25 protein-coding genes are annotated in these 25,372 nt (G+C 60.5%); 8 read left to right on the top strand and 17 right to left on the bottom strand.

Features of this window, described 5'->3' with window-relative positions; translation table 11 throughout:
• Nucleotides 1-158 precede the first annotated feature (158 nt).
• Complete coding sequence (locus GGQ66_RS10020) at nucleotides 159-2,111, bottom strand: methyl-accepting chemotaxis protein (RefSeq protein WP_183792038.1); 1,953 nt, start codon at nucleotides 2,109-2,111, stop codon at nucleotides 159-161.
• Between the two features lie 439 nt (nucleotides 2,112-2,550).
• Here GGQ66_RS10020 and GGQ66_RS10015 point away from each other — a divergent pair, with 439 nt between their 5' ends.
• The 4 genes from GGQ66_RS10015 to GGQ66_RS10000 all read left to right on the top strand — a co-directional run bounded on the left by GGQ66_RS10015 (nucleotide 2,551) and on the right by GGQ66_RS10000 (nucleotide 5,690).
• A complete protein-coding gene (locus tag GGQ66_RS10015) occupies nucleotides 2,551-3,126 on the top strand; it encodes a KTSC domain-containing protein (protein ID WP_183792036.1) in 576 nt (191 codons plus the stop codon).
• Nucleotides 3,127-3,322: 196 nt separating this feature from the next.
• On the top strand, nucleotides 3,323-4,273 hold the full coding sequence (locus tag GGQ66_RS10010; protein WP_183792035.1) for an SH3 domain-containing protein: 951 nt from the start codon (nucleotides 3,323-3,325) through the stop codon (nucleotides 4,271-4,273).
• A 169-nt stretch (nucleotides 4,274-4,442) separates the two neighbouring features.
• On the top strand, nucleotides 4,443-5,135 hold the full coding sequence (locus GGQ66_RS10005; protein ID WP_183792033.1) for a fumarylacetoacetate hydrolase family protein: 693 nt from the start codon (nucleotides 4,443-4,445) through the stop codon (nucleotides 5,133-5,135).
• Nucleotides 5,136-5,162: 27 nt separating this feature from the next.
• Complete coding sequence (locus GGQ66_RS10000) at nucleotides 5,163-5,690, top strand: gamma carbonic anhydrase family protein (protein ID WP_183792031.1); 528 nt, start codon at nucleotides 5,163-5,165, stop codon at nucleotides 5,688-5,690.
• A 31-nt stretch (nucleotides 5,691-5,721) separates the two neighbouring features.
• Here the strand turns inward: GGQ66_RS10000 and GGQ66_RS09995 are convergent, their stop codons facing one another.
• Genes GGQ66_RS09995 through GGQ66_RS09985 form a run of 3 tightly spaced genes read right to left on the bottom strand, consistent with a single transcriptional unit; the run spans nucleotide 5,722 to nucleotide 7,821 of the window.
• The gene (locus GGQ66_RS09995; protein WP_183792029.1) at nucleotides 5,722-6,123 is read right to left on the bottom strand and encodes a Fur family transcriptional regulator; all 402 of its coding nucleotides are present in this window, start codon (nucleotides 6,121-6,123) and stop codon (nucleotides 5,722-5,724) included.
• Nucleotides 6,120-6,932 (bottom strand): zinc ABC transporter permease subunit ZnuB, encoded by an 813-nt coding sequence (gene znuB / locus GGQ66_RS09990; protein ID WP_183792026.1) that lies wholly within the window; start codon nucleotides 6,930-6,932, stop codon nucleotides 6,120-6,122. The genes GGQ66_RS09995 and znuB overlap by 4 nt, the downstream gene beginning before the upstream one ends.
• Nucleotides 6,925-7,821: an ATP-binding cassette domain-containing protein gene (locus GGQ66_RS09985; RefSeq protein WP_183792024.1), complete on the bottom strand. Its 897-nt coding sequence runs from the start codon at nucleotides 7,819-7,821 to the stop codon at nucleotides 6,925-6,927. Before GGQ66_RS09985 ends, znuB begins: the two co-directional genes overlap by 8 nt.
• Before the next feature lie 97 nt (nucleotides 7,822-7,918).
• On the opposite strand from GGQ66_RS09985, the gene GGQ66_RS09980 reads away from it, so the two are divergent.
• Nucleotides 7,919-8,929, top strand: coding sequence for a zinc ABC transporter substrate-binding protein (locus tag GGQ66_RS09980; RefSeq protein WP_183792022.1), 1,011 nt, complete (start codon nucleotides 7,919-7,921; stop codon nucleotides 8,927-8,929).
• Nucleotides 8,930-8,998: 69 nt separating this feature from the next.
• Here the strand turns inward: GGQ66_RS09980 and GGQ66_RS09975 are convergent, their stop codons facing one another.
• Entirely contained in the window at nucleotides 8,999-9,310 is a 312-nt protein-coding gene (locus GGQ66_RS09975) for an RcnB family protein (protein ID WP_183792020.1), read from the bottom strand.
• Between the two features lie 174 nt (nucleotides 9,311-9,484).
• Between GGQ66_RS09975 and GGQ66_RS09970 the strand changes: the two genes are divergently transcribed.
• Nucleotides 9,485-10,519 (top strand): LacI family transcriptional regulator, encoded by a 1,035-nt coding sequence (locus GGQ66_RS09970; protein WP_183792347.1) that lies wholly within the window; start codon nucleotides 9,485-9,487, stop codon nucleotides 10,517-10,519.
• Nucleotides 10,520-10,532: 13 nt separating this feature from the next.
• Here the strand turns inward: GGQ66_RS09970 and gnd are convergent, their stop codons facing one another.
• From gnd to ccoN, 9 genes are all read right to left on the bottom strand, one after another.
• A complete protein-coding gene (gene gnd, locus GGQ66_RS09965) occupies nucleotides 10,533-11,963 on the bottom strand; it encodes an NADP-dependent phosphogluconate dehydrogenase (protein WP_183792018.1) in 1,431 nt (476 codons plus the stop codon).
• Nucleotides 11,964-12,050: 87 nt separating this feature from the next.
• Nucleotides 12,051-12,206 carry a cbb3-type cytochrome oxidase assembly protein CcoS gene (gene ccoS, locus GGQ66_RS09960; RefSeq protein ID WP_183792016.1) on the bottom strand — a complete coding sequence of 52 codons (156 nt, stop codon included), beginning with the start codon at nucleotides 12,204-12,206 and terminating at the stop codon, nucleotides 12,051-12,053.
• Nucleotides 12,203-14,512, bottom strand: coding sequence for a cation-translocating P-type ATPase (locus GGQ66_RS09955; protein WP_183792014.1), 2,310 nt, complete (start codon nucleotides 14,510-14,512; stop codon nucleotides 12,203-12,205). Before GGQ66_RS09955 ends, ccoS begins: the two co-directional genes overlap by 4 nt.
• Nucleotides 14,509-15,009, bottom strand: a complete 501-nt coding sequence (locus GGQ66_RS09950) for a FixH family protein (protein WP_183792012.1) — start codon at nucleotides 15,007-15,009, stop codon at nucleotides 14,509-14,511. The genes GGQ66_RS09955 and GGQ66_RS09950 overlap by 4 nt, the downstream gene beginning before the upstream one ends.
• Entirely contained in the window at nucleotides 15,006-16,556 is a 1,551-nt protein-coding gene (gene ccoG / locus GGQ66_RS09945; protein ID WP_183792009.1) for a cytochrome c oxidase accessory protein CcoG, read from the bottom strand. Before ccoG ends, GGQ66_RS09950 begins: the two co-directional genes overlap by 4 nt.
• Before the next feature lie 278 nt (nucleotides 16,557-16,834).
• Nucleotides 16,835-17,704 (bottom strand): cytochrome-c oxidase, cbb3-type subunit III, encoded by an 870-nt coding sequence (gene ccoP, locus GGQ66_RS09940; RefSeq protein ID WP_183792007.1) that lies wholly within the window; start codon nucleotides 17,702-17,704, stop codon nucleotides 16,835-16,837.
• Nucleotides 17,705-17,707: 3 nt separating this feature from the next.
• Nucleotides 17,708-17,860 carry a cbb3-type cytochrome c oxidase subunit 3 gene (locus tag GGQ66_RS09935; RefSeq protein ID WP_183792005.1) on the bottom strand — a complete coding sequence of 51 codons (153 nt, stop codon included), beginning with the start codon at nucleotides 17,858-17,860 and terminating at the stop codon, nucleotides 17,708-17,710.
• Nucleotides 17,861-17,869: 9 nt separating this feature from the next.
• Entirely contained in the window at nucleotides 17,870-18,601 is a 732-nt protein-coding gene (gene ccoO / locus GGQ66_RS09930; RefSeq protein ID WP_183792003.1) for a cytochrome-c oxidase, cbb3-type subunit II, read from the bottom strand.
• Between the two features lie 12 nt (nucleotides 18,602-18,613).
• Nucleotides 18,614-20,236, bottom strand: a complete 1,623-nt coding sequence (ccoN, locus tag GGQ66_RS09925) for a cytochrome-c oxidase, cbb3-type subunit I (RefSeq protein ID WP_183792001.1) — start codon at nucleotides 20,234-20,236, stop codon at nucleotides 18,614-18,616.
• Between the two features lie 64 nt (nucleotides 20,237-20,300).
• Between ccoN and GGQ66_RS09920 the strand changes: the two genes are divergently transcribed.
• The gene (locus GGQ66_RS09920) at nucleotides 20,301-20,978 is read left to right on the top strand and encodes a hemerythrin domain-containing protein (RefSeq protein ID WP_237358864.1); all 678 of its coding nucleotides are present in this window, start codon (nucleotides 20,301-20,303) and stop codon (nucleotides 20,976-20,978) included.
• Between the two features lie 79 nt (nucleotides 20,979-21,057).
• Here GGQ66_RS09920 and GGQ66_RS09915 read toward each other — a convergent pair whose 3' ends face one another.
• The 3 genes from GGQ66_RS09915 to hemN form a co-directional block, all read right to left on the bottom strand.
• Nucleotides 21,058-21,759 carry a PAS domain-containing protein gene (locus GGQ66_RS09915; protein WP_370686331.1) on the bottom strand — a complete coding sequence of 234 codons (702 nt, stop codon included), beginning with the start codon at nucleotides 21,757-21,759 and terminating at the stop codon, nucleotides 21,058-21,060.
• Nucleotides 21,760-22,023: 264 nt separating this feature from the next.
• On the bottom strand, nucleotides 22,024-22,935 hold the full coding sequence (locus tag GGQ66_RS09910) for a lipid A biosynthesis lauroyl acyltransferase (RefSeq protein WP_183791997.1): 912 nt from the start codon (nucleotides 22,933-22,935) through the stop codon (nucleotides 22,024-22,026).
• A 111-nt stretch (nucleotides 22,936-23,046) separates the two neighbouring features.
• Nucleotides 23,047-24,399, bottom strand: coding sequence for an oxygen-independent coproporphyrinogen III oxidase (gene hemN / locus GGQ66_RS09905; RefSeq protein ID WP_183791995.1), 1,353 nt, complete (start codon nucleotides 24,397-24,399; stop codon nucleotides 23,047-23,049).
• A gap of 214 nt (nucleotides 24,400-24,613) precedes the next feature.
• On the opposite strand from hemN, the gene GGQ66_RS09900 reads away from it, so the two are divergent.
• Nucleotides 24,614-25,339, top strand: a complete 726-nt coding sequence (locus GGQ66_RS09900; RefSeq protein ID WP_183791993.1) for a Crp/Fnr family transcriptional regulator — start codon at nucleotides 24,614-24,616, stop codon at nucleotides 25,337-25,339.
• Nucleotides 25,340-25,372 lie beyond the last annotated feature (33 nt).

Below are 25,372 nucleotides of genomic sequence, written 5' to 3'. Positions count from 1 at the left end.
CTCGATCCTGCGATTCCGGTACAGCGCGACGATCGCTGAAGTCGGTTCTCGCAAATTACGCTCCCCTCATAGAGCCTCACGGTTTACCGGGCAAAAGAAAACGGGAGGCTTTCGCCTCCCGTTCCCAAGGATTTGCGAGGATGGATCCATCGAGGGGATCAGAATTCCTCCCAGCTCTCCACGCTCGCGGCAGCGGTAGCACCACCACCAAAGGCCGAAGCGACCTTGTTCATCATGCGGCGAGCAGGCGATGCTGCCGGCTGGGATGTTGCGGCTGCCGGGGCAACCGTCGGGCGGGCCCGGGTGGTGGCAACGCCACCCTGACCGAGCTGGAAGCGATGAATGAGTTGGCGCAGGCGGTCCGCTTCGGTGGCGAGCGAGCTACTGGCGGCCGTCGCTTCCTCCACCATGGCCGCATTCTGCTGCGTCACCTGATCCATCTGGTTCACCGCCGTATTGACTTCGGCCAGACCAACGGATTGTTCGCGCGCAGACGTGGAAATCGCATCGAGTTGCGAATTGATCGACACAATATGGCTTTCGATGACCTTGAGCGCCTCACCGGTGGCCTTCACATGCCTGACGCCCCCCTCGACCTCACCGGCCGAATGGCGGATCAGCCCCTTGATTTCCTTAGCGGCGTTGGCGGAACGCTGGGCAAGTTCCCGCACTTCCTGCGCAACAACGGCAAAGCCCTTGCCCGCCTCGCCGGCACGAGCAGCCTCCACACCGGCATTCAGCGCCAGCAGATTGGTCTGGAAGGCGATCTCATCGATCACACCGATGATGTTGGAGATCTGGCTGGAAGATGACTCGATCCGCTCCATGGCATCGACGGCATCGGCAACAACCCGTCCGGATTGCTGTGCTGACTCATTTGCGGCAATCGCCACTGTCCGCGCTTCTTCCGTGCGCTTGGCGGAGTTCGAGACGTTCGCGGTGATCTCATCGAGGGCAGCGGCTGTTTCTTCAAGAGAGGCCGCCTGCTGCTCGGTGCGGCGGGAAAGATCGCTCGCACTTTCGCTCAACTCACGCGAACCGCCATCGATGGCGCCCACCGCATGGGACACGGCCGACAGAGTTTCACGCAATTGTGCGACCGCAGCATTGAAATCGGCGCGAAGTCCCTCGAAATCCACGGCGAAGGCTTGATCGAGATGAACCGTCAGATCACCGGCGGAAAGCCTGCGCAGACCATCCGCCAGGCTCTGTGTTGCCTGGGTCATTTCGGCGGCACGCTGGCGATCGGACGCAGCGACACGTTCGCGCTCTGCCTCGCTGGCATTGCGGGTCCGATCCGCCTCGGCCTCAAGCGTACGGGCCTTGAGACCATTGTCCTTGAACACCTGCACGGCGCGCGCCATGCCACCCACCTCGTCGCGACGATCCGTGCCATCGACAGAAGCCGTCAGGTTGCCTTCGGCCAGAGTGGTCATGGTCGTTGCCAACGCACGCACGGGCGTCACCACCCACTTGCGGACAGCGACAAAGCCGATGCCGGCAATGATGAGGAAGCCGATAATGACTGCCGCAACGGTCGTGCGCGCAGTCGTAGTGCTATCGCCCGTCAGTTCATCGCTGCGGACGATAGCGCCATGCGCGACGTCGTTCGTAACCGTAACGAACTGCGGCCCGATCGCCGCAAAGCCCGGCTTGCACTCATCCAGGAAGGCGCGTTGTGCAGCCTTGTTGTCATCCTGGGTAACGGAGCTCTTCCCGAGCGCGATGGCATTCGTGCAGGTCACATCGTAAATCGCCAGTCCGCTTGCTTTCAGGGCCGTCAGACTGGCATTGGATGGCAGGGTACGGATGGCTTCATCCATCTGCTCGACAAATTCCGTCCGGCTTGCGGCAACCTCGGCGACCGCGGCCTTATTGGCCTCATCGGTGAAGGAAATCATCAGATCGGCGATGCCCGCCCGCCCGTTTTGAAGCGTGCGATTGGCACGGGCCAAAGATAGTGCCGCAGCGCTTTCGTGCGTAATGAGATCGGAATAGGCGCTGTCGATCGACATGATACTATTCGACGAATACGCAGCAATCCCCAGTGCAAAGACACCAAACAGAGCGAAAACCGTCAGAAATTTTCCGACGATAGGAAGATTTTTCATAGCTGCCTCAGGAAACTAGACTCTTTAACCCGCTCATGGATCATCAATTCACTTCATGTTTTATTAATGCTAGCCTAAAGCAATTTACAAATGTTAAACGTATACATTCAACCTATGAGGTTAATTGCCGTGACCGACCTCACCATCCAGCCAGCGTGGGCCAAAAATGCGTCACACAACCATCAGGCGCGCAAACACTTCCAACAACCCTTCATGCGCAGCATTTGACATGTTTCGGGAAAGCACCAGCGATTACAGTGCAGGAAAACACGGAGGAAATTTCCTATGGCTTACGACTGGTCCGGGGCCCGCACGCGGAGACTGCGCTTCGCAAAAGTTGCAATCTCGCTGCTTGCGCTTGCTCTTTTCGCGCGTTTCCTTCGGTAGAACCGCTGCGACACACATCAACCATTAACGGGTTCGGCATAGACAATGATGCATGAGAAAAGTCATCTCCTTCATCGGCGCCTGTGTCGTGCTTTCGGCCATCGCTTTCGTTACCGTCAGTCCGATTGAGTGGCGGCCGGACGACATCTTCGGCGTCAATGAGGATCGTGCACTGGCTTTTGCGATCCTGAGCGGCCTTTTTACCGCCGCCTACCCGCGACGCTGGCGCCTCGTCGCGCTCGGCACGACCGGCATCGCCTGCGGCCTTGAGATCATGCAGCTTCTTTCCGCCTCCCGCCATGCCGAGATCGAGGATGCAGTCGTGAAAGCATCCGGCGCGCTGGCGGGTATCGCGCTTGCGCTTCTCTGCCGTCAGATCTGGTTCATTCTCAACGCGCGCCGTCACCGCGATGCCCGCAGGATCATCGCCCACACGTCACCCGGCATCAGTGCCGTCTTCTTCGATCCAGCCGATGGCCTGCTTCGACTGCGCTTTACCGATGGGAAGGAGCGTCTGTTCGCCGGCGTCGATCAGGGCGCCGTGACCGGACTGCTTCAGACCCCGGAACCGATGCGGTATTACCGCACGCATATCGAAAGCCGCTACGAGCAACGCCTCGCCGCCTGAGCGTTATTTTCTTGTTCCTGCGGCTTTTTGTTCATGTGCCGCTCAGCCTCCGGGGCGTATATGTGCGTCGAGACGGAGCGCCATATCGCAGGCGGGAACATACCTGTTTCCCCAGATCGACCTGACCTTCGCTTTGCTGATGGAACCGGTGAACGCTGCGGATGCGGCGGGTCACACACTCTTCGGGAGTAGCTTGATGAGATTCAGATTTCTGGCGGCGGCATTGACCGCATTCCTGGCCCTGCCAGCACTGGCGCAAGCCGCGTCGGGCTTTGCCACGGCCAACGTCAACATGCGCTCCGGTCCGAGCACCGCCTACCCGGCGGTCGTCGTCATTCCGGTCGGCGCGCGACTGCAGATTTATGGCTGCCTGTCCTACGATAGTTGGTGCGACGTTTCCTTCGCGGGCGGCCGCGGATGGGTGTCGGGCCGCTATATCCAGGCGATCTACAATAACAACCGTGTTTACGTCGAGCGCAACTATTATCAGGGCCTCGGTATCCCGATCATTACCTTCGATATCGACGATTACTGGGGCCGGAACTATCGCCAGCGCGAGTTCTATCGCGAGCGCGACGTCTGGCGCCGTGAACCGCCGCGCCGGCCGCCGCCGCCCTCCTGGAATGATCCGCGTCCTGTACCCGGCGGCGGTTACCGCCCGCAACCGGGCTGGATCGACAACGACCGCCCCCGTCCGGTTCGTCCGCAGCCCGGTTGGGACAACGGTGGCCGTCCGGACCGTCCGCAACCCGGCTGGGACAACGGTGGTCGCCCGGATCGTCCGCAACAACCCGGCTGGGACAACGGTGGTCGCCCGGATCGTCCGCAACAACCCGGCTGGGACAACGGTGGTCGCCCGGATCGTCCGCGTCCCGACCGTCCGCAGCCCGGCTGGGATAATGGTGGACGTCCGGTTCGCCCGCAACCCGGTTGGGTCGACAATGATCGCCCCCGCCCTGACCGCCCGCGTCCCGATCAGGGTCGCCCGGAACGGCCGGGCTCCGGTTGGGATAATAACGACGCGCGCCCGCGCCCCGACCGTCCCCGGCCAGATCAGGTTCGTCCGGATCGCCCCCGTCCGGACCAGCAGCGGCCAGATCGTCGTCCCGCATGCGCACCGGGCGAACCCTGCCCGCCGGCACGCTAAGGCACATCATTGATGAACAGCCGCCCGCTTCTCCAAGCGGGCGGCCTTTTTATTCGACATCCGACACGCCGATACGGACAAAACGCAATGCCCTGATGTCGCGACTTCCCTCTATCCTCCGCGGGCCGAAACGCTTTATTGTCCACGCAACCATTCTGGAGAGGATTCGATGAGCATCGCAGAAACCGTTATTCCCGCCCCGCAGCCTGTCGTTCTGCCGATTGCCGGCGAAACCGGAACCTTCCCCGTTCGCCGCGTTTATTGCGTTGGCCAGAACTACGCCGACCACGCCATCGAAATGGGTGGCGACCCCACGCGCAACCCGCCCTTCTTCTTTCAGAAAAACCCGGACAACCTGCTTTCCAGCGGCGAAGTGCCCTATCCGCCGCTCAGCAGCGACGTTCACCACGAGGTCGAATGCGTGATGGTGCTGAAGGAAGGTGGCGCGAACATCCCCGTCGAAACAGCACTCGATCACGTCTGGGGCTACGGCATCGGCATCGATTTCACCCGCCGCGATCTGCAGGCTGTCGCCAAGAAGGCGGGCCGCCCCTGGGAGGCCGCCAAAGCCTTCGAATTCTCCGCACCCGTCTCACCGCTCGTTTCCGCCGAAAAGCTCGGCCACCCGTCATCCGGAGCCATCTGGCTCAAGGTGAACGGCGAAACCCGGCAGTCCGGCAATCTCGATCAGATGATCTGGAAGGCACCGGAGATCATCGCCGAACTTTCGAAGCTCTTCACGCTCGCACCGGGAGATGTCATCTTTACGGGAACGCCGGCCGGCGTCAGCGCCGTGGAAAAGGGCGACAGGGTTGAATGCGGTATCGAAGGCATCGGCACGCTGTCGGTCACCATCGTCTGACCGCGTGACGTGCAACGGGAGGAAGAAATGACACTCTATTCGCTGGGCGGCATCGCGCCGCAAACGCCGGGGCCGGACCGCTACTGGGTCGCGCCGGGCGCACATGTCATGGGCAAGGTCATCATTGGCGAGGATGTCGGCATCTGGTTCGGCGCGGTGCTGCGCGGCGATAACGAGCCAATTGAACTGGGTGACGGCACCAATATTCAGGAAGGTACCGTCATCCACACCGATCCCGGCAAGCCGGTCAAGATCGGCAAGGGCTGCACCATAGGCCACAAGGCCATCATCCACGGCTGCACCATAGGCGACAATTCGCTGATCGGTATGGGGGCCACGGTTCTGAACGGCGCGAAAATCGGCAGGAACTGCCTCGTGGGCGCCAATGCCCTGGTCACCGAGGGCAAGGAATTCCCGGATAACTCGCTGATTGTCGGCGCGCCCGCCAAGGCCATCCGCACGCTGGACGACGACGCCATCGAGGGCCTTCGCCAATCGGCCTTGCGCTATATCGTCAACTGGCAACGCTTCGCCCGCGACCTCAAGGAAATCTGAGTATCAGGGGCCGCCAAAAGCGGCCCTTTTTTCAAGCCGCGCAGCTTGCGCACAGACCACGGATTTCGATCGTGGTCTTTTCCGGCTTGAAGCCTCGCGCCTTCGTCCAGTCCGCCAGCCGATGGTCGACGGTGTGGTCGTGAAATTCCATAACATGACCGCAGGCATTGCAGATCGCAAAAGCCACCGTACCGTGACTGCAGCAGCTTTCGCCGGAATGGGCACAGGCCACGAAAGCATTGAGGCTTTCCAGCCGGTGGATCAACCCCTTCTCCAGAAGCTTGTCCAACGCACGATAGACCTGGAGCGGGGCACGGAAACCATTGTCGCGCAGCTTGTCGAGAATCACATAAGCGCTGAGCGGCGCATCCGATCGCTTGAGAACGCCGAGAACGAGATCCTGATTCTTGGTGAGTGTCGGCGTCGAAGTCATGACCTCTCTCCTTTTCGGCCCCGCGCAAACGGCAGGGGCAGCAGGCTGGCAAGAAACAGGATAAGCGCGGCAACGACAATGGACGGCCCGGACGGCGTATCATAACGCATCGAGCCGAACAGCCCGCCGGTGACGGCGACCGCGCCGATGAGCGCCGCATAGACCGCCATCGCCTCTGGTGTCGTTGCGTAGCGCCGCGCGGTTGCCGCGGGAATGATAAGCAGCGAGGTAATCAGCAGAATGCCAATCACTTTCATGGCGATGGCGATGACGAGCGCCATCAGCAGCATCAGCACCAGTCGCGCACGGTCGGGATTAAGTCCTTCGGCCTCGGCCAGTTCGTGATTGACGGTCGATGCCAGGAGAGGTCGCCATACCCAGGCGAGCACGGCCATGGCCAGCACACCGCCCCCCCAGATCAGCGCGATATCGCCGCGTGTCACCGCGAGAATATCGCCGAACAGATAGGCCGTCAGATCGACCCGCACCCAGTACATGAAGGCGACCAGCACCAGACCGAGCGCCAGCGTGGAATGCGAGAGAATGCCGAGTAAGGCATCGGCAGACAGTGCCCGCCACCTTTGCAGCAGGATGAGAAACAGCGAAACGATGGCCGCCACGGCAAAAACGCTGAGCGTGAGATCGAGATCCATGAGCAGAGAAATGGCAACGCCGAGCAGCGCCGAATGGGCCATCGTATCGCCAAAATAGGCCATGCGTCGCCACACGATGAAAGAACCGAGCGGCCCGGCAATCAGTGCAACACCAATGCCGGCGATCAGGGCACGCACGAAGAAATCGTCAAGCATGGCGGCCCTCCCCGGCGGAGGTATGCCCATGATCGTGATCGTGATCGTGATCGTGATCGTGATCGTGCGGATGATGATGACCATCCTCGGGATGGCAATGGGCGGTGATCGAGCCGTCGGAATGCTGCACGCGCCCGTCCGGCAGATGCACATGGTCGTGGTCGTGGCTGTAAACGGCCAGCGCCCGCGCCGCACTCGGCCCGAAGAGCCGGAGATATTCCGCGCTGGCGCTCACCGCATGCGGCGTGCCCCGGCAGCAGACATGACCATTCAGGCAGATCACCGTATCGGTTTCGGCCATCACCACATGCAGGTCGTGCGAAATCAGCAGAATGCCGCAACCGCTTCCATCGCGAATCTGGCGAATAAGATCGTAAAGAGCAATTTCGCCGGAAAAATCGACCCCTTGCACCGGTTCGTCCAGCACCAGCAGGTCCGGCTTGCGAGCGATGGCGCGGGCCATGAGCGCGCGCTGGAACTCGCCTCCGGACAGGGTCTGTACCTCCGCCTTTTCCATGTGGCGAATGCCGGTCGCTTCCAGCGCCTCGATAATTTCACGCTCGGGCAGCGGCCCCGTCAACGTCATCAGGCGACGCACGGTCAACGGCAGGGTCCAGTCGATCGTGAGTTTCTGCGGGACATAGCCGACCTTCAGGCCGGCAAGGCGCTCCACCTGTCCCTCATCGGGCTTCAACACGCCGATGGCCATCTTGGCGCTGGTGGATTTACCCGAACCGTTCGGCCCGATCAGCGTCACGATCTCTCCGCGCCCGACGGTAAAGTCCACCCCGCGCACCAGCCAGCGCCCGCCGCGATTGACACCCGCCCCCTTGAGCGTGACCAGCGTCTCCCTCGGGGCACCGTTCGCACCGCCTGAATTTTCCCGCATCGCCATCTTCCGAAACTGTTGCATCCCGCTATCGCACACGTTATAGCGTAACACAACATATGTAATAACATTACATAATTGTACAATGGAGCATGCCATGAAAATCCTCGCCTCCCTCGTCGCCGGCACCGCCCTGCTTTCGGCATCCGCCACCTTCGCCGCCGATGCGCCGACGGTTGTCACGTCGTTCAAGCCGCTCCACTCGCTGGTCGCCAATGTCATGCAGGGCGTCGGCGAACCGGACTTGCTGATCGGCACCAACGCCTCGCCGCACACCTACACGATGAAGCCCTCGAACGCCGCACAGCTTGAAAAGGCCAAGGTCGTGTTCTGGATCGGCCCCGGCTTCGAACATTTCCTCGAAAAGCCTCTGGAAGCCCTGGCCTCCGGCGCCAAATCCGTTGAACTGTCCGAAGCGCCCGGCGTCGAACTGCTCGACAGCCGTGCGGGCGGTTCCTTCGAAAAGCACAGCCATGCGGGTGAAGCGGAAGAAGAAGACCACGATCACGACGCGGAGACCAAGGCTGGCGATCATGATCATGATCACGCCGGGGAAGAGGCCGCCGGAGAGCATGAGCATCACGATGATGAAGCCAAGGACATGCACTTGTGGCTCGATCCCGACAATGCACGCGCGATGACCCGGGAAATCGTAAAGGTTCTGTCCGAGGTCGATTCGGCCAATGCCGCGACCTATGCGAAGAATGGCGCCGCCCTCGATGAGCGCCTCGCTGCGCTGGACACCGAAATCGCCTCAACACTGGCTCCGGTCAAGGATCGGTCCTTCATCGTCTTCCACGACGCCTATCAATACATGGAGCATCATTACGGGCTGAAGGTCGCGGGCTCCATCACGGTCAACCCCGAAGTTATGCCGGGTGCGGCGCGCGTCAGAGAAATCCGCGAAAAGGTCGTCGCTCTCGGCGCGACCTGCGTTTTCTCCGAACCGAACTTCGAACCGAAGATCGTCGGGACTCTGATCGAGGGCACGAAGGCCAAGGCCGGCGAACTCAATCCCGAAGGCGGTGCCCTGAAGGCCGGGCCGGGTCTCTATTTCGATCTTTTGCGCGCCAACGCTGCGTCGCTGAAGAACTGCCTCGATGGCTAAGCAGCCCTCAATGATATGCAAAAAGGGGCGACAGGATCGCCCCTTTTCGTTTTCATGGAAGCGTCGGCCTTAGCGGGCGACGGACAGGATGAGACCGTTCATGTTGACGAGCAGGACCTGGTTGCCAACGCGCACCCATTGCTGCCCCCTGCGCGGTTCCGGCAGGCGGTTGGCGCGGACCTCACGCGGGCCAAGCCGCTGCTGCCACATGCCCGGACGAAGCCGCTCGCCGGAGTGCCAACGCTTGACCATTGGCTTGTGCGCCTGAGGACCGCGCCATTCCTTGCGCGGCGGTTCGTGCCGGTAAGACTGCGCCTGTGCCTGGGCAAGCGGCGCAGCCAGAACGGTGGCGGCGAGAAGGGCGGCAAACAGTTTCCTCATTGTGTTTCTCCTTGGTGATTGGATGCCCCGACCCTAAGCCCCCGTGGATTAACCGAAAATGAACCTTCGTATTACAAATCCGTAAGGTGAGGCTGGCCGGAAAGAATGCGCGCTTCTCTTGCCAGATTGGCGAATGACAATATGATGGCTGGTGTTGAGGGCCATCAGATCTTGATAAATTTCAAGAATAATAACGAAAATACCGTCACCGGCTCCGAGCGCCGGCGTCCCACTTTGAAAACGATAGCCGAGGAAATGGGCCTTGGTATCACAACCGTGTCGCGCGCCCTGAAGGACGCGCCGGATATCGGTGCCGATACCAAGCAGCGGGTCCGCGAGGTCGCGGAACGGTTGGGCTACCAGCCAAACCGCGCTGGCGTGCGCCTGCGCACCGGCAAGACCAATGTGGTCGCTCTTGTTCTGAGCGTCGAGGAAGAGGTGATGGGCTTTGCCTCACACCTCGTCTATGGCCTTTCGGAGGTTCTTTCCGGCACGCCCTACCATCTCATCATGACACCCCATTTCGTCAGCGGCGATCCGCTGGCGCCAATCCGTTACATCATCGAAACGGGTTCGGCCGATGGTGTCATCATTTCCCGAACGGAACCGGACGACCCGCGTGTGCGCATGCTGCTTCAGCACGGCATTCCCTTCGTAACCCATGGCCGCACGGACATGAATGTTGCCCATGCCTGGCACGATTTCGACAATGAACGCTTCGTCGTCGAGGCTGTTGAACGGCTGAAGCAACAGGGCCGCCGCCGGATTTCGGTTCTCCAGCCGCCGGATCACCTGACTTGTTACGCCCATGTGCGCAGCGGCATGGCGATAGCGCTGGGTGATGGATGCCGGGAAGTGCCGCTGACGGTGACGACTGATTCGGACATTGCGGCCATCCGCGAGACGGTGCTGGCGCTGCTGAAATCGGATGACCCGCCGGACGGTATCGTCACCGTGTTCGGCAATGGCGCAATCGCCGTTCTTTCCGCCGTGCGGGAAACGGGATTGAAGATCGGCCGCGATATCGACCTCATCTGCAAGCAGCCGCTCAATGTGCTGCAATGGCTGGAACCGGAAGTGACGGCCGTCAACGAGGATATCAGGGAAAGCGGCCGCGAACTCGCAGCACTTCTTCTGGCCGCGATTGACGGTGCGCCGCTCGAGACACTCCACAGCCTGCACCCGCCGCAATGGGATGCGGCGGGCTGATCAACGGAACGCCTTACTGTTGAGCCGCGCCGCTGCCCCACGGGCCATGCGGCCGATCGACACCATCGACGCGTTCGAACCCATGCGCACCGAAGAAATCGCGCTGCGCCTGAATGAGGTTGGCCGTGCCGCGCGCGCGCTTGTACGCCTCGAACCAGTTGAGCGCGGAAGCAAGCGCCGGAACCGGCAGACCGCCCGCCGTCGCCGCCGAAACGATCCTGCGCAGCGAAGGCAGTGTTTCCTTGACCATGGCGGTAAAGGCCGGGGTCAGGATGAGGTTGGCTGCATCGGGCGCCGCGGTAAATGCGGTCGTGATCTCATCCAGGAACTGCGAACGGATGATGCAGCCAGCGCGCCAGATCTTCGCGATGACCGGCATGGGCAGCGACCAACCGAATTCGCGGGAAGCTTCCGCCATCACCGCAAAGCCCTGCGCATAGGCGCCGATCTTTGCCGCAAACAGCGCCAACTCCAGGTCCTTGAGCAGATCAGGACCGAAAGCGATGGCGAATGCCGCATTTTCAGCGCCGAACAGCGCTTCCGCCTTCTCGCGTTCGGCCTTCAATGCAGAAAGGCTGCGCGCAGCGACAGCCGCCTCGATGGCCGTGGCCGGCACGCCCATTTCCTGCGCCTCGATGACAGACCACTTGCCGGTGCCCTTCTGGCCGGCCTTGTCGAGAATGATGTCGGCCATCGGCTTGCCGGTCAGCGGGTCCGCGGCTGCCAGGACCGTGCCGGTGATCTCGATCAGATAGGAGTTCAGCCGCCCCTTGTTCCACTCAATGAAAATATTACTGATTTCAGAGGCCGACTTGCCCGATCCGTCGCGCAGAATACCATAGACCTCGGCAATCATCTGCATGTCGGCATATTCGATGCCGTTGTGGATGGTCTTGACGAAATGGCCTGCGCCATCCGAGCCCAGCCAGGCGCAGCAGGGTTCATCATGATAGGTTGCGGCAATCGAGGTCAGAACCTTCTCGACGCGCGCGTAGGACTCAGGCGTACCACCCACCATGATCGAAGGACCGTGGCGCGCGCCCTCCTCGCCACCGGAAACACCCATGCCGATGAAGGTCAGGCCGGAACCTTCCAGCCGCTGGAAACGCGCTCGCGTATCCCGGAAATTGGCGTTGCCGGCATCGATCATGATGTCGCCACCCGACAGATGCGGCACCAAAGCCGCCATCTGCTCGTCCACGGCCTCACCGGCCTTGATCATGATGATGACCGGGCGCGGCGGCCGGATGGCGGCGACGAACTCCTCGATGGTTTCGCAGGGAATGATCCGGTCGGCCAATGCGCCCGCCGTTTCGAAGAAATGCCGTGTCTTTTCCGGTGTGCGGTTGAAGACGGCAATGCGATGCCCCTTCTCCGCGATGTTGAGCGCCAGATTGGCCCCCATCACCCCAAGTCCGATCAGCCCGATTTCAGCCTGCGCCATGAACGACTCCCTCGATACCTTCCAGTGTCGGGGATTTGTGGCACTCAATCGGCCCTACGGCAAGCCGCTATAAAACTTTCGTCGCAGTCAATCGGCCGGCTTGTCGTCACCATCGTCCAGCATCCGCCAGGACGCGCCTTCAAGATCGTCGTACTGGCCGCTTTTCAGCGACCAGAGGAACGCCGCCAGCCCCAGCCCTCCCAGAAAGAGGGCGATGGGAATGAGGTAGACGAGAATGCTCATGATGCAAGCCGGGCTCCCTGCCCGATCGGTGCTGAAGGCTTGAGCGCCTGCGGTTCCGGTTGCGCAACGCGCGCGATGCGGTTGAGCCTGAGCGCATTGACCACGACGATGATCGACGAAGACGACATGGCAAGCGCCGCAATCAGCGGGGTCGCATAGCCGAGAATGGCAATCGGCACGGCAATGATGTTGTAGCCGATGGCGAGCGCGAAATTCTGGCGGATCAACTGCCCGGCCTTGCGCGACACATCCAGCGCCAGCGGCACGGCATCAAGCCCTTCCCGCAGGAAGACGAAATCGGCGGCCTGACGCCCCACATCCGCCGCTGTTGCCGGTGCCATGGAAACATGGGCCGAAGAGAGCGCCGGAGCATCGTTGATGCCATCGCCCACCATCAGGGTCTTGCGGCCCCGTTCACGCGCTTCACTCAACCTCGCGGCCTTGTCGCGCGGCGAAAGAGAGGCATTCCAGTCGGCAATGCCGAGCTTGCCCGCAAGCGCCTGCACGACAGGCGCACGATCTCCGGAAAGAATACCGGTGGCAATTCCGTGCTCCTGAAGACCGGCCACGACCTGTTCCGCACCCGGACGAAGCGAGTCTTCGAAGCGGAAGGTCGCAAGCTCCTTGCCATCGAGCGAGAGAACGACCTCAGAGGAAGCCTGATCGCGGGACGACGCATTGTCATGGGCTTCGCCGCAGGCAAAGAGGCGGCTGCCGAGACGATAGAGACCAGTCTCGGTGCGCGCCTCAACACCGGCGCCGGGCACTTCGCTGACGCTGTCAAAGGCCGCCACGGGCCCCTCCACCGTCCGGTAAAGCGCCTGCGACAACGGATGACGCGAATGGCCGGCAAGCCCGGCGGCAAGGGTTAGCGCCGCTTCGCCCGCTTCACCCCGATTGATGAGCCTGGGACGCCCGAGCGTCAGCGTACCGGTCTTGTCGAAATAGACGGAATCGATTTCCGCCAGCCGTTCCATGGCCGAACCATCCTTCACCATGATGCCGTTCTGGAACAGGCGGCCGGCGGCCACGACCTGAACCACAGGCACGGCGAGGCCAAGAGCGCAGGGACAGGTGATGATGAGCACGGCAACCGCAATCAGCATCGCGTGCTTCCAGTCGCCACCGATAAAGCCCCAGCCGATGAAGGACAGGAAGGCAAGCAGGTGCACGGCCGGTGCATAATACTGCGAGGCGCGGTCCGCGATACGGCGGTAGCGGGCCCGCCCGCCTTCGGCGGCCTCCATCAGGCCGATCATCTCGGCGAGGAAGGAATCGCGCGCGGCAGCGGTGGCCTCGACGGTCAGCGAACCGGTGAGATTGAGCATGCCGGCCTGCACGAGATCACCGGGCTTGATCGAAACCGGCGTGCTTTCACCGTTGACGACCGAGGCATCCATGTCGCTCACGCCGAACAGCACCTTGCCGTCCACGGCAATACGGTCGCCGGCAGCAACCGAAAGCCGGTCGCCCGGCCGGATTTCCTCGATGGGACGATAATCGCGCGAACCGTCACTGGCGATGACCGTGGCGCCGCGCGGCGAAAGGCGCGCAAGCCCGGTGATCGCCGAACGGGCGCGGTCGCGCATCATGTGATCCAGCGTGCGGCCGATGAGCAGGAAGAACAGCAGCATAACCGTAGCGTCGAACCAGGCATGTTCGGCATGGTGCAGCGTCTCCCAAAGGGAAACGAAATAGGAGAGGAAGACGCCGATGGAAATCGGTACATCCATGTTGGTCTGGCCATGGCGCAGTGCCTTCCAGGCCGAAAGGAAAAAGAACCGGCCGGCATAGATCAGCGCCGGCGCGGCGATACCCGCTGAAATCCAGTGGAACATATCGCGTGTTGCCGCCTCGGCCCCGGACCAGACCGAAACGGACAGCAGCATGATGTTCGCGGAGGCAAAACCCGCCACTGCCACGGCACGCAGAAGCTGGTTGCGAACCTCGTCGCCGTTTTCGCCGGCCATGGAGAAGAGATGGCTTTCATAACCGGTCGAGGCGATCTGGCGAACGATGTCCGTCGGATCGCTCTGCTGCCCCTCCACAGCGTCCTTCCAGACCACGGAAACACGCTTGGAGGAGAGGTTGACGCGCGCGCGCGCCACCATCGGCAGCTTTTTCAGCGCACCTTCGACGGTGGTGATGCACGCGCCGCAATAGACACCGGGAACGGAGAGGTCGGTCTGGAACAGTCCCTCGCCCAGCGGACGGGCAGACAGTTTCAGTTCTTCGGCGGAGGGCATGCCCTGCCCCGACCGCTCCAGATCGAGGCTTCCCTCGACACCCGGTGCGCAGCAACTCATTTCTGTTCTCCAATGACGACGAAGCGGTTGGCTTCATGGATGACCAGCGTGTCACCATCGGTCGCCTTGACCTCGGCAATCCACTGGCCGGAGCGAACCTCATGCTTTGCGGAATAAACTCCCGGTGCCGAACGGGTCAGTTCGATCGAGAAGTCCTGTTCCGTGCCCACCGGACGAAGGAAGTTCACCGTCACCTTCTCGACATCGACAGGCCCCTTTTCCGGGTGCGATATCGTGAAACTCACCATATCGCCTTCCACGGAAAGCTTGCCGGTCACGCCGGAAGCTGCAATGGCGCGCTGCGCCGCCACCTTGGCATTGAACTGCTGGCTGGCGACATAGGTGTTCGGTACGACGAGCCCGCTCCAGCTTCGCGTCGCCTGCCACGCCATGAAGAAGTTGACCGCGATGACCACGCCAAAGAACGAAACCATCGTGAGAATCATGTGCTTGCCGGTAAAGACAAAGCCGGAAGACTTGCTCGTCGTATCAATCATTTTTTCACTCCCGGTCCATTGAAGACTGCCTTGTAGACCCTGCGCTCACCGTTTTCCGGATCTTCCACGATGAAGCGCATCTCCTCTGCTTGCGAGCTTACATCAGCCTTGGGCAGGGTGACGAATACTTTCAGCGCCGTCGCTTCATCCGGCTTGACCGGAATGTCGTAAACCTGACCCTTGTTTTCCGGATAGCCGTTGATCTTCATCACGGCATTCGGCAGGCCGTCAATCGAAAGGCGGATCGTGCGTGGCTGCGGCATCATGTTGAGGATACGGACCGTATAACCGTTGCGGATCGAACCATCGGATTCCATCACATATTGCGGATTGCGGTCATGCAGCACGTTCACATCGAGACGTTCGCGCGTAAACAGCAGGAACAACATTGCCAGACCGACCGCCGACCACGCACCGATATAAAGCAGGGTGCGCGGGCGGAAAATGATACGCCAGTCGAAGTGACGAATCTTGTCCGAGAACGAACCGTCGGCGTTGCGAACCTTCTCCGGCTGAATGCTCGTCGTGCGGTTGCTGGTCGCCAGGTTCATGTTGCTGTCATACTCTTCCAGCGTCGCATAGGCGATCAGGCCGCGTTCCTTGCCGATCTTGTCCATCACGCTGTCGCAGGCATCGATGCAGAGCGCGCAGGTGATGCAGCCGAGCTGCTGGCCTTCGCGAATGTCGATGCCCATGGGACAGACGGCGACGCAGGCGTTGCAATCCACGCAATCGCCGACAGGCAGGCCGGCCGCAGCGGCCTTCTTGGCGCCACGGGTGCGCGGCTCGCCACGCCAGTCGTTATAGGTCACGACCAGCGACTGCTCGTCCAGCATGGCTGCCTGAATACGCGGCCAGGGGCACATGTAGATACAGACCTGTTCACGCATCAGGCCACCAAAGGCATAGGTGGTGAACGTCAGCACCATCACCGTGCCATAGGCCACGAACGGGAGTTCGCCGGTGAAGAACTTGACGAACACGCTCGGCGCATTGCCGAAATAGAAAATCCAGCCCATACCCGTGGCAACCGATATCAGCAGCCAGGTCAGGTGCGTGGCGCCGATCCGCCAGATCTTGTCGAAGGACCACGGCGATGAATCAAGCTTCATGCGGGCGTTGCGGTCGCCCTGGAAGAAACGCTCGACGGCAATGAAGAGGTCAACCCACACTGTCTGCGGACAGGTGTAACCGCACCATGCGCGGCCGACAGCAGACGTGATGAGGAACAGGCCGAATCCCGCCATGACGAGCAGGCCGGCAACATAATAGAACTCCTGCGGCCAGATCTCGATCGGGAAGAAATAGAAGCGGCGGCTGGCGAGATCGAGCAGAACACCCTGATTGGGCGCATATTCACCGCGATCCCAGCGCAGCCAAGGCGTGACGAAATAGACCGCCATCGTCACCGCAAGAATGAGCCACTTGAAGTTTCGGAAACGACCTTCGACCTTCTTGGCGAAGACGCGCCTTTTGGCCTCATACAGAGGCTGGTCCGAATTACCGGCCGGAGTACTTCCGCCGCCTGAAGGAATGTTCGTGGTCATCGAAGTGATCCTGTAATCTCTAAAGTAGCCTTGCCACCGTCCAGCCTAGCACACCTTGACTTATATCAAGCAGTGGCGGGACGCCGCACACATAGATCACAACATATATATCGGACAAATATGTTAATTGCGCGCAGGGCTTTATGCCGCAGGAGCAAATATACTTTGCCGCTTGAAAGCCGATCGAATTAAAAAAAAGCCACGCCCGGAGGGCGTGGCTGATTATCCAGACAAAACCGTAGAAAGGTCCCCGGCATAAACGCCGGGGTGCATCGATCTTACTGACCGCCGCCGAGCGAGTGAACGAACACGGCCAGTTCCTTGACCGTGGTGTCGCCAAGGCGAGCGGTCCAGGCGGGCATGACGCCGTGCGTGGGCTTGGTCACCTGACCGGCAATGCCGGCTTCGCTGCCATCGACACGCAGCCAGATCGCATCCGTAAGGTTCGGCGCGCCGAAGTCCTTCAGGCCCTTGGCATCTTCGCCATGGCAGGAAGCGCAGTTATCGGCGAAGAGCGCCTTGCCCGGCTCGACCAGAGCCGCATCCGACGGCGCACCACCGGACAGGCTGTAGACATAGGCCGCGACCTGCTTGACTTCTTCAGGCGACAGGATGTCACCGAAGACCGGCATTTCCGATGCATGTGTCTCGGCGTCATCCGTGTAACGGACACCGTGCGTGATCGTGGTATAGATCTCGTCGATGGAACCGCCCCACATCCAGTCGTCGTCGTTCAGGTTCGGATAACCGTTGCCGCCGGCAGCGCCCGAGCCGTGGCAGGGCGTGCAGTTGACCTTGAAGGCAGCCGCGCCGCCGGCCGTGGCAAAGCGGTTCAACTCTTCATCCTTGAGGATGTCGGCAACCGGGGTGGCCGCAATCTTCTCAAGGTAGACGGCTTTGGTCGCCTGAGCCTCGGTCAGTTCAGTAGCGAGCTGACCGCGGCTCGACCAGCCGAAATAGCCCTTCACGTTGGTCGTCAGACCCGGCCAGGACGGATACACGACCGTGTAGGCAAGCGCCCACACGATACAGGCGTAGAAGGTCCATACCCACCAGCGGGGCATGGGGTTGTTCAGTTCGCGAATGCCGTCCCAGGAGTGGCCTGTTGTTTCGACGCCGCTGAGTTCGTCAATATGTTTTTCCGACATCTCTTAATCCTCCTTGAGAGGGATTTCGGCAGCATCCTTGGCCATACCCTTGGCGCTCGGACGCAGCGTGAAAAGGACGACGCCAACAAAGAAGATGGCCATGGCAAGCAGGCCCCAACTGTCAGCGAAATGGCGCATGGCCGTATAGGTTTCCATGTGCCCTCCTTAGCGGTAACCGCCAGCGTCGTCATAGGTCGAGAAGTCGACAAGCGTGCCGAGCATCTGCAGGTAGGAGACCAGAGCATCCATTTCCGTCAGCGTCTTCGGATCGCCGTCGAAGTCACCAACCTTGGCCTTCGGGTAGCGAGCAAGAACGGCGGCGGAATCGGCTTCCGGATCGGCCTGAGCGGCAAGGTCTGCCTTGGCGTTTTCAAGCTGCTCGTCGGTATAGGGAACGCCGACCAGCTTCAGGGCCTTCATGTCCGCCTGAACATCGGCCACCACAAGCGGCGTCGTCTTCAGGAAGGAGTAGCTGGGCATGATGGATTCCGGAACCACGTCGCGCGGCTCGGTCAGGTGCTGGACGTGCCACTCGTTCGAGTAGCGACCGCCCACGCGGGCCAGATCCGGACCGGTACGCTTGGAACCCCACTGGAACGGATGGTCGTACATCGATTCAGCCGCGAGGCTGTAATGACCGTAACGTTCCACTTCGTCGCGGAACGGACGGATCATCTGGCTGTGACAGACGTAGCAGCCTTCGCGGATGTAGATGTTGCGACCCGCCAGTTCCAGCGGCGAGTACGGACGCATGCCTTCCACCTTCTCGATGGTGTTTTCGAGGTAGAAGAGCGGTGCAATTTCCACGATGCCGCCGACGGAGACGACCAGCAGCGAACCGACGAGCAGGAGCGTGCCGTTGCGCTCGATAATCGCGTGTTTGTCAATGATGGACATGAGTGTCCCTCCTTATTCAGCGGGCTGGGCAGCAGCGATTGCGGCAGAACCGGCAATCGGAGCTTCCTGGCGTTCGTGGCCGAGGATCGTGCGCCAGACGTTGTACGCCATGATGATACCGCCGAGGAGATACATGCCACCGCCGACTGCACGCAGCAGATAGTAGGGGAACATGGCCTTGACCGATTCAGCGAACGAATAGACCAGGAAGCCCTGCTCGTCGTATTCGCGCCACATCAGACCCTGCTGGATACCGGCAACCCACAGAACGGCGGCGTAGACCACGATACCGAGCGTTGCGAGCCAGAAGTGCCAGTTGACCAGACGCAGCGAGTACAGACGGTTACGGTTCCACAGCTTCGGCGTCAGGTAGTAGATGGCACCGAACGAGATCATGCCGACCCAGCCCAGAGCACCCGAGTGAACGTGACCGATGGTCCAGTCCGTGTAGTGGCTAAGCGAGTTGACCGTCTTGATCGACATCATCGGACCTTCAAAGGTCGACATGCCGTAAAAGGCGACGGCGATAACCATCATGCGCATGATCGGGTCGGTACGGATCTTGTCCCAGGCGCCAGAGAGCGTCATCAGACCGTTGATCATGCCACCCCAGGAAGGCATCCACAGCATGATGGAGAAGACCATGCCGAGCGTCTGCGCCCAGTCCGGCAGAGCCGTATAGTGCAGGTGGTGAGGGCCAGCCCAGATGTAGAGGAAGATCAGAGCCCAGAAGTGGATGATCGACAGACGGTAGGAATAAACCGGGCGACCTGCCTGCTTCGGAACGAAGTAGTACATCATGCCGAGGAAGCCAGCCGTCAGGAAGAAGCCCACGGCGTTATGACCGTACCACCACTGGGTCAGAGCATCCTGAACGCCCGAGAAGGCCGAGTAGCTCTTGACGCCGGTGAAGGAAACCGGAATCGCCAGGTTGTTGACGATATGCAGCATGGCAATCGTCACGATAAAGGCCAGATAGAACCAGTTCGCGACGTAGATGTGGGGTTCCTTGCGGGTCAGAACGGTGCCGAGGAAGGTCACCAGATAGAGAACCCAGACGACCGTCAGGAACAGGTCCGTATACCACTCGGGCTCGGCATATTCACGACCCTGGGTGATGCCCAGCAGATAGCCGGTCGCGGCCATGACGATGAAGATGTTATAGCCCCAGAACACGAACCAGCCGAGGCCGCCACCGAAGAGGCGAGCGCGCGAAGTGCGCTGAACGACGTAGAACGAGGTCGAGATCAGCGCATTGCCGCCGAAGGCAAAGATGACCGCCGACGTGTGCAGCGGACGCATGCGACCGAAGTTGAACCACGGTTCGATGTTGAGGTCAGGAAAGGCAAGCTGGAGAGCAACCACAACGCCGACGAGGAAGCCGACAACGCCCCAGAAGGTCGTTGCGATGACACCGTACTTGACGACTTCATCGAAATATTCGGACTTCACGACTTCCTTCGGACGCGCGGGGGCGAAGGCAAAGTTGCGGAGCGCCACCACCGTACCGGCGGAAAGCACGAAGAACATGACCCACATATGGGTCGCGAACAGATTGTCATGGGCAAAAGCCGCCCCGAGCATCGCAACAAAGGCGAGCACCGCCAATGTCAGAGTGCCTAAAGTTTGTGTCATTGTTGGTATCCCCCAACGCTTGATGATCTTAGGGAGGTGGACGCTTCCCCGGCGTGTTGCCGTCTTGACGACAACTCCCCCTGCCCTGCATGCAGAATTGACATTTGCTCCCTGCCTCAACCTTGATCCACATCAATGCGAGACAGAACAAACCGGCGAGATAAATACCTTATCGCATAAACAAGCGCGATGCGACAATGTGCCGGAGGTACCTCGGATGCAAACGAATGGCGAGTTCCACCAATTCGGCCGTGGAAGCAAGAACGTCTCGGATTTCAAGACCGACTCAAAAGACGGTTTCACTTTGCGCTGGCTGAACGCGTCCTACCGGGAACAGCTCGCGCTCTGCGATGCGCTGGAAGAGATTGCCGATTCGCTTCCAGCAAGTGTGAACCGGCAACAGTGTATTTACGCCGCCAAGGCGCTTGGTCCGGCCATCCGTAACCAGCACCTTTGCGAGGAAACGGTCCTGTTCCCATGGCTTACCAAGCGGGCGGGCGCCGGGCATTCGCTGGAGGAAACGCTGTCCCGGTTGAAATACGAACACTTTGAAGACGAGTGCTTTGCTGAAGAACTGACGGATGCACTGCTGAAGCTTGGCGCAGGTCAACCGGTCAACATGGAGGCTATCGGCTACATGCTGCGCGGCTTTTTCGAAGGCCTGCGCCGCCATATTGCCTTCGAACGCGATCACCTTCTGCATGGCCTGCCCGAAGATACCCGGGTCGCGCGGCCTCAGTAACGGCTGGCACCATGAGAAAAAGGGCGACGCCTTCAGGCGCCGCCCTTTTCATTGAACAGAATCAGAAAACGAAAGCCGTTCAGGCCGCGCTGGACGAGCGGCGGCGGTCCGCCGTTTCGCGCATCACCAGCATCACGCCGGCCGGTGCAAGACCGCCATTGTAGAAGGGCGACATGCGGCAACGCACGACGACGGTATTGCCGTCATACTGCTCCGCATAGGTGTAGGTCACGGTCTCACCCGAGAGACAGCGATCGATCTGCTCCTTGAAGCCGTTCTGGAAACGCTGGAAACCGACGATTTCGGCGAAATGCTTGCCGACGAGGCCGCCCGGCTGGGTGTGAAGGCGGTTGGCGTTGGCGGCGTTGGTGTAGGTCATGCGATAGCCGGTGCCAAGCACGGCCACGCGCTCGGATATATTATCGAGCATGGAGGTATTGAACAGCGCATCGCGCACATCTTCGGGGAAGCCGTCTTCCTGAGTCACACCACCGGCGCCGAGAACTTCGCCCTCGCCAAGAGCGATATAGCGCTCGACCAGCCCCTGAATGAGACGGCTGTTGTAATGCACGCAGGACAGATCATCGGCTTCCTCATTGAGAAGGTCGATCGCCAGACGGAATTGACGGTTGATGTCGGCCAGATTCCTGGCCTTGGTCTGGAAGATCGTGCCAAGGAGATCGCTGATTTCGCGGTCGAGCATTTCAACCCGAGCACTGTCGTTAGCCTCCACTGCAGCATTGAGTTCGGTATATTTGGACCAGAACAGTTCAATCAGCACTTCCAAGACGAATCTCCCGACAGTTACACGTCCCTGGCTGCTTCATCAGCCAACCGCACGAACCTGCCGTCTCCAACGACGAGCCCGAGCCAAACGCATTTCGACTATAATAACGCAACGCGCAGTCTGCAAAAGGGTCAATAATAACCCGGCAAAAATACACCTGCACGGTAACCATGCAAGCCTGCTGCGCCACCCGAATGGCGGGTGAGGTAAATTTAATCCACAGCTAAACGATTCCCGAACCGGAGAACAGGGCCGACTTCAGCCTTGTCGGACTGACTTCTTGATATCCCAGCGGTCGTGGTACCACAACCATTGCGGTGGATAATCCCGCACCCACGCCTCGACCTTGTCGTTGATCGCCTGCGTCGCTGCCTCCACATCGACCAGTCCCTCCGCATCGCGCGGCAGAGTGATCGGCGCCTCGACTTCGATCCGGAAGCGGTTATTCGGCAGACGAACCGAACGCACCGGCAACACGTCGCAATCGAACTGCCGGGCGAGACGCGGAACGAGCGGATTGGTTTTCACGGGCAGGCCGAAGAAGTGCGTGTCCAGTCCGCGCTTGAACTTCTGATCCACCAGAATGCCGACCCCCTTGCCAGACGCCAGTTGCCGGGCGAGTGCCATGGAAGACCCCGCATGCGACGGCACCAGCCGGTCTGAACCGGCGCCACGCAGCTTGGCCAGATGCGCGGCAATGTAGGGGTTGTTCGGCGGACGGAAGAGGATGGCGACCGGGTTTCCAAAGGCCGTCGCCACATGCGGCAGGACTTCGAAATTGCCCGTATGGGCGGTCATGCAGATATAGGCCCGCGGGCGGGCATAGAGTTCCTCAACATGCTCGGCACCGACGAGTTCCACACGTCCGGTTCCCGCGCGCAGTTCCTCCGGTTTGAACAGCTTGTCGAAGAAGATATATTCTGCGGCCATGCGGCCGATATGTTCCCAGCTCTCCACCGCAAGCGCATCGATCTCGGCAGCGCTTTTTTCCGGGAAGGCATTGCGGAGGTTCGTCAAGACGAGCTTGTGGCGACGAAGCTTCGGCCCGAATCGACGGGCCTGACGCGCGGCGAAATTCAGGGCGGCATCAGCCGGCAGGAGTTTCAGAGCGCCAAGAGCCCCCAGCGCCACCTGTGCGATGATCCATTGCCTGAAACGAGCGAAATCCATCCGCACTCCATCCTTTCGTTCGGATCGCTCTAGCCGAAAGGAAGGGGAAAGACCATGCCTTTCCCCGCGCATTTCCCGCGGCAGGCAAGTTTTGACTCCGGCAAAGTTCCATCAGACAGCTATGGAATGACGCCCCTTGCCGTTGCCCAGATAGGCGTCGAAGACAGCCGCGACGCTGCGAGCCAATGCCTGGCCGCGCTCGGTCAACCGGAAGCCTAGGGGATCGACCCGACAAAGCGCGTCAGGATTGGACGCGGCGAAATGCCGGGCCTCGGCAATGACGGTATCCGCCAGAGCGGGGAACCGTTCCCGAAGCGGCGCAAAGTCGAAGGCGAAATCACACATGATCCGTTCGATGACATGGGCGCGCATCCGGTCGTCATCCGTCAGTGCGATGCCCCGCACCACCGTCAGCCCATCCTGATTGGCCATGCGTTCATATTCGCCGGTCGCGACCATATTCTGCACGTAACCCTGCGGCAATTGACCGATGGAAGACGCGCCGAAACCGATCAGCGCCGTGGCCTGGTCATCGGTGTAACCCTGAAAATTGCGGCGCAGCTTGCCGGTGCGGGCGGCAATCGCCAGCCTGTCGTCAGGCTTGGCGAAATGGTCGATGCCGATTGCCTCGTAACCCGCCTCCAGAAGCATGGCGGCTGCCATCTTCATCTGGGCATAGCGCTCATCGACATTCGGCAGCGCATGCTCGGGAATGAGCGTCTGATGCTTCTTCATCCACGGCACATGCGCATAGCCGAACAGCGCGATGCGATCCGGCGAAAGCGAGATGATATCGCGCACGGTGGCCCGCAGCGTCTCCTGCGTCTGGAACGGCAAACCGTAGAGAATGTCGCAATTGACGGAGTGAACGCCCCTCGCCCGCACCGCATCGGCCACGCCCTTCGTCTGCTCGAAGGTCTGGAGACGATTGATGGTCTTCTGAACCTTGGGATCGAAATCCTGAACGCCAAGGCTCGCCCGCGTCATGCCGATCGCGGCAAGTCCGTCATAGCGTGCCTCATCCAGATCGTTCGGGTCCATTTCGACACTGATTTCCGCATCCGCCGCAAAGGTGAAGGCGGCGCGGAACGCATTCATGATGGCGATCATGTCTTCAGGCGTCAGCATGGTCGGTGAACCGCCGCCAAAATGCAGGGCGGTCACCTTCGCTGTTTTGGATACCCGCGCGCCAACTGTCGCGATTTCCTTGAACAGTGGCTTCAGATAGTTGGAAATCGGCTCATATTTCAGCGTGTGCTTGGTGTGGCAGGCACAAAACCAACAGAGCCGGTCGCAATAGGGGATGTGGACATAGAGCGATAAAGTGTCGCGTTCGCTCAGTTCACCCAGCCACTGTGCATATATGTCGCAGTTCACCCCCTCGTGGAAATGGGGTGCGGTCGGATAACTGGTGTAGCGCGGAACGGCGCCGGAATACTTGGCCAGAAGGCTTCTTTCGCTCATGTGTTCCTCCGTTCGTCCGCACGTCACGCGCTCGTTCGGCCATCGTGATAGCGGCTGGCGGGCTCGAGAACTTTGACGTCGATCAAATTGGGAACAACCTTGTGTGGGTTGACAGAAATCAAGGGTGCAAAATCCGATAATTCGGGTATAAGTAGTCAGGGTCACACGGTCCGAACGGATTTGGCACCAATTGGCGGTTTTCAGGCGGGCAAATATGGATTCGCAACAAAAGAACCTTCACAGCTCGGAAATGCCCGCCGTATGCCGCGTCTGTGACGCGCGTCATGGCGGCGTCTGCGCCACGTTGACGCCCGCGCAGCTTTTCGAACTGAACCGCCACTCCACACGTCGCAAGGTCGATGCAGGCAACGAACTGATCGGCCAGGGCGAATCCGTTTCCCATTACAGCAACATTCTTTCGGGCGTCATCAAGCTGTCCAAGATGATGGCCGATGGCCGCCAGCAGATCGTCGGCCTGCAATTCGCCCCCGATTTTCTCGGCCGTCCGCATCTGTGCGAAAGCACGATGACGGCGGAAGCAGCCACCGAAACGGAAATCTGCAGCTTCCCGAGGTCACTGATCGAGCGCATGGCGAACGAAACGCCGGGGCTTGAACGCAAGCTTCACACCCAGTCCCTCAAGGAACTGGACGAGGCGCGTGAATGGATGCTGACGCTCGGCCGCAAGACCGCCCAGGAGAAGGTTGCGAGCTTCCTCTACATGATCGCAACGCACATCGACCCCGATCACGGCGAACAGAATACCTTCGACCTACCATTGTCGCGCGCCGATATTGCCGACTTCCTCGGTCTGACCATTGAAACGGTCAGCCGCCAGATGACCAAGCTGCGCAAGGATGGCGTCATCCTCGTCGAGAACAATCGCCACGTAACCGTGCCGTGCCTCGACCGCCTCAGCGCCGCAGCCGGAAACGATTGAATCACTTTCTGAAGAACCGGAATCCGCTTGCGA

The organism is Allorhizobium borbori, assembly GCF_014196535.1.
GTDB classification, from domain to species: Bacteria; Pseudomonadota; Alphaproteobacteria; order Rhizobiales; family Rhizobiaceae; genus Ectorhizobium; species Ectorhizobium borbori.
The sequence above is the reverse complement of the archived record's forward strand: the minus strand, read 5'-3'. Positions and strand labels throughout refer to the sequence as shown.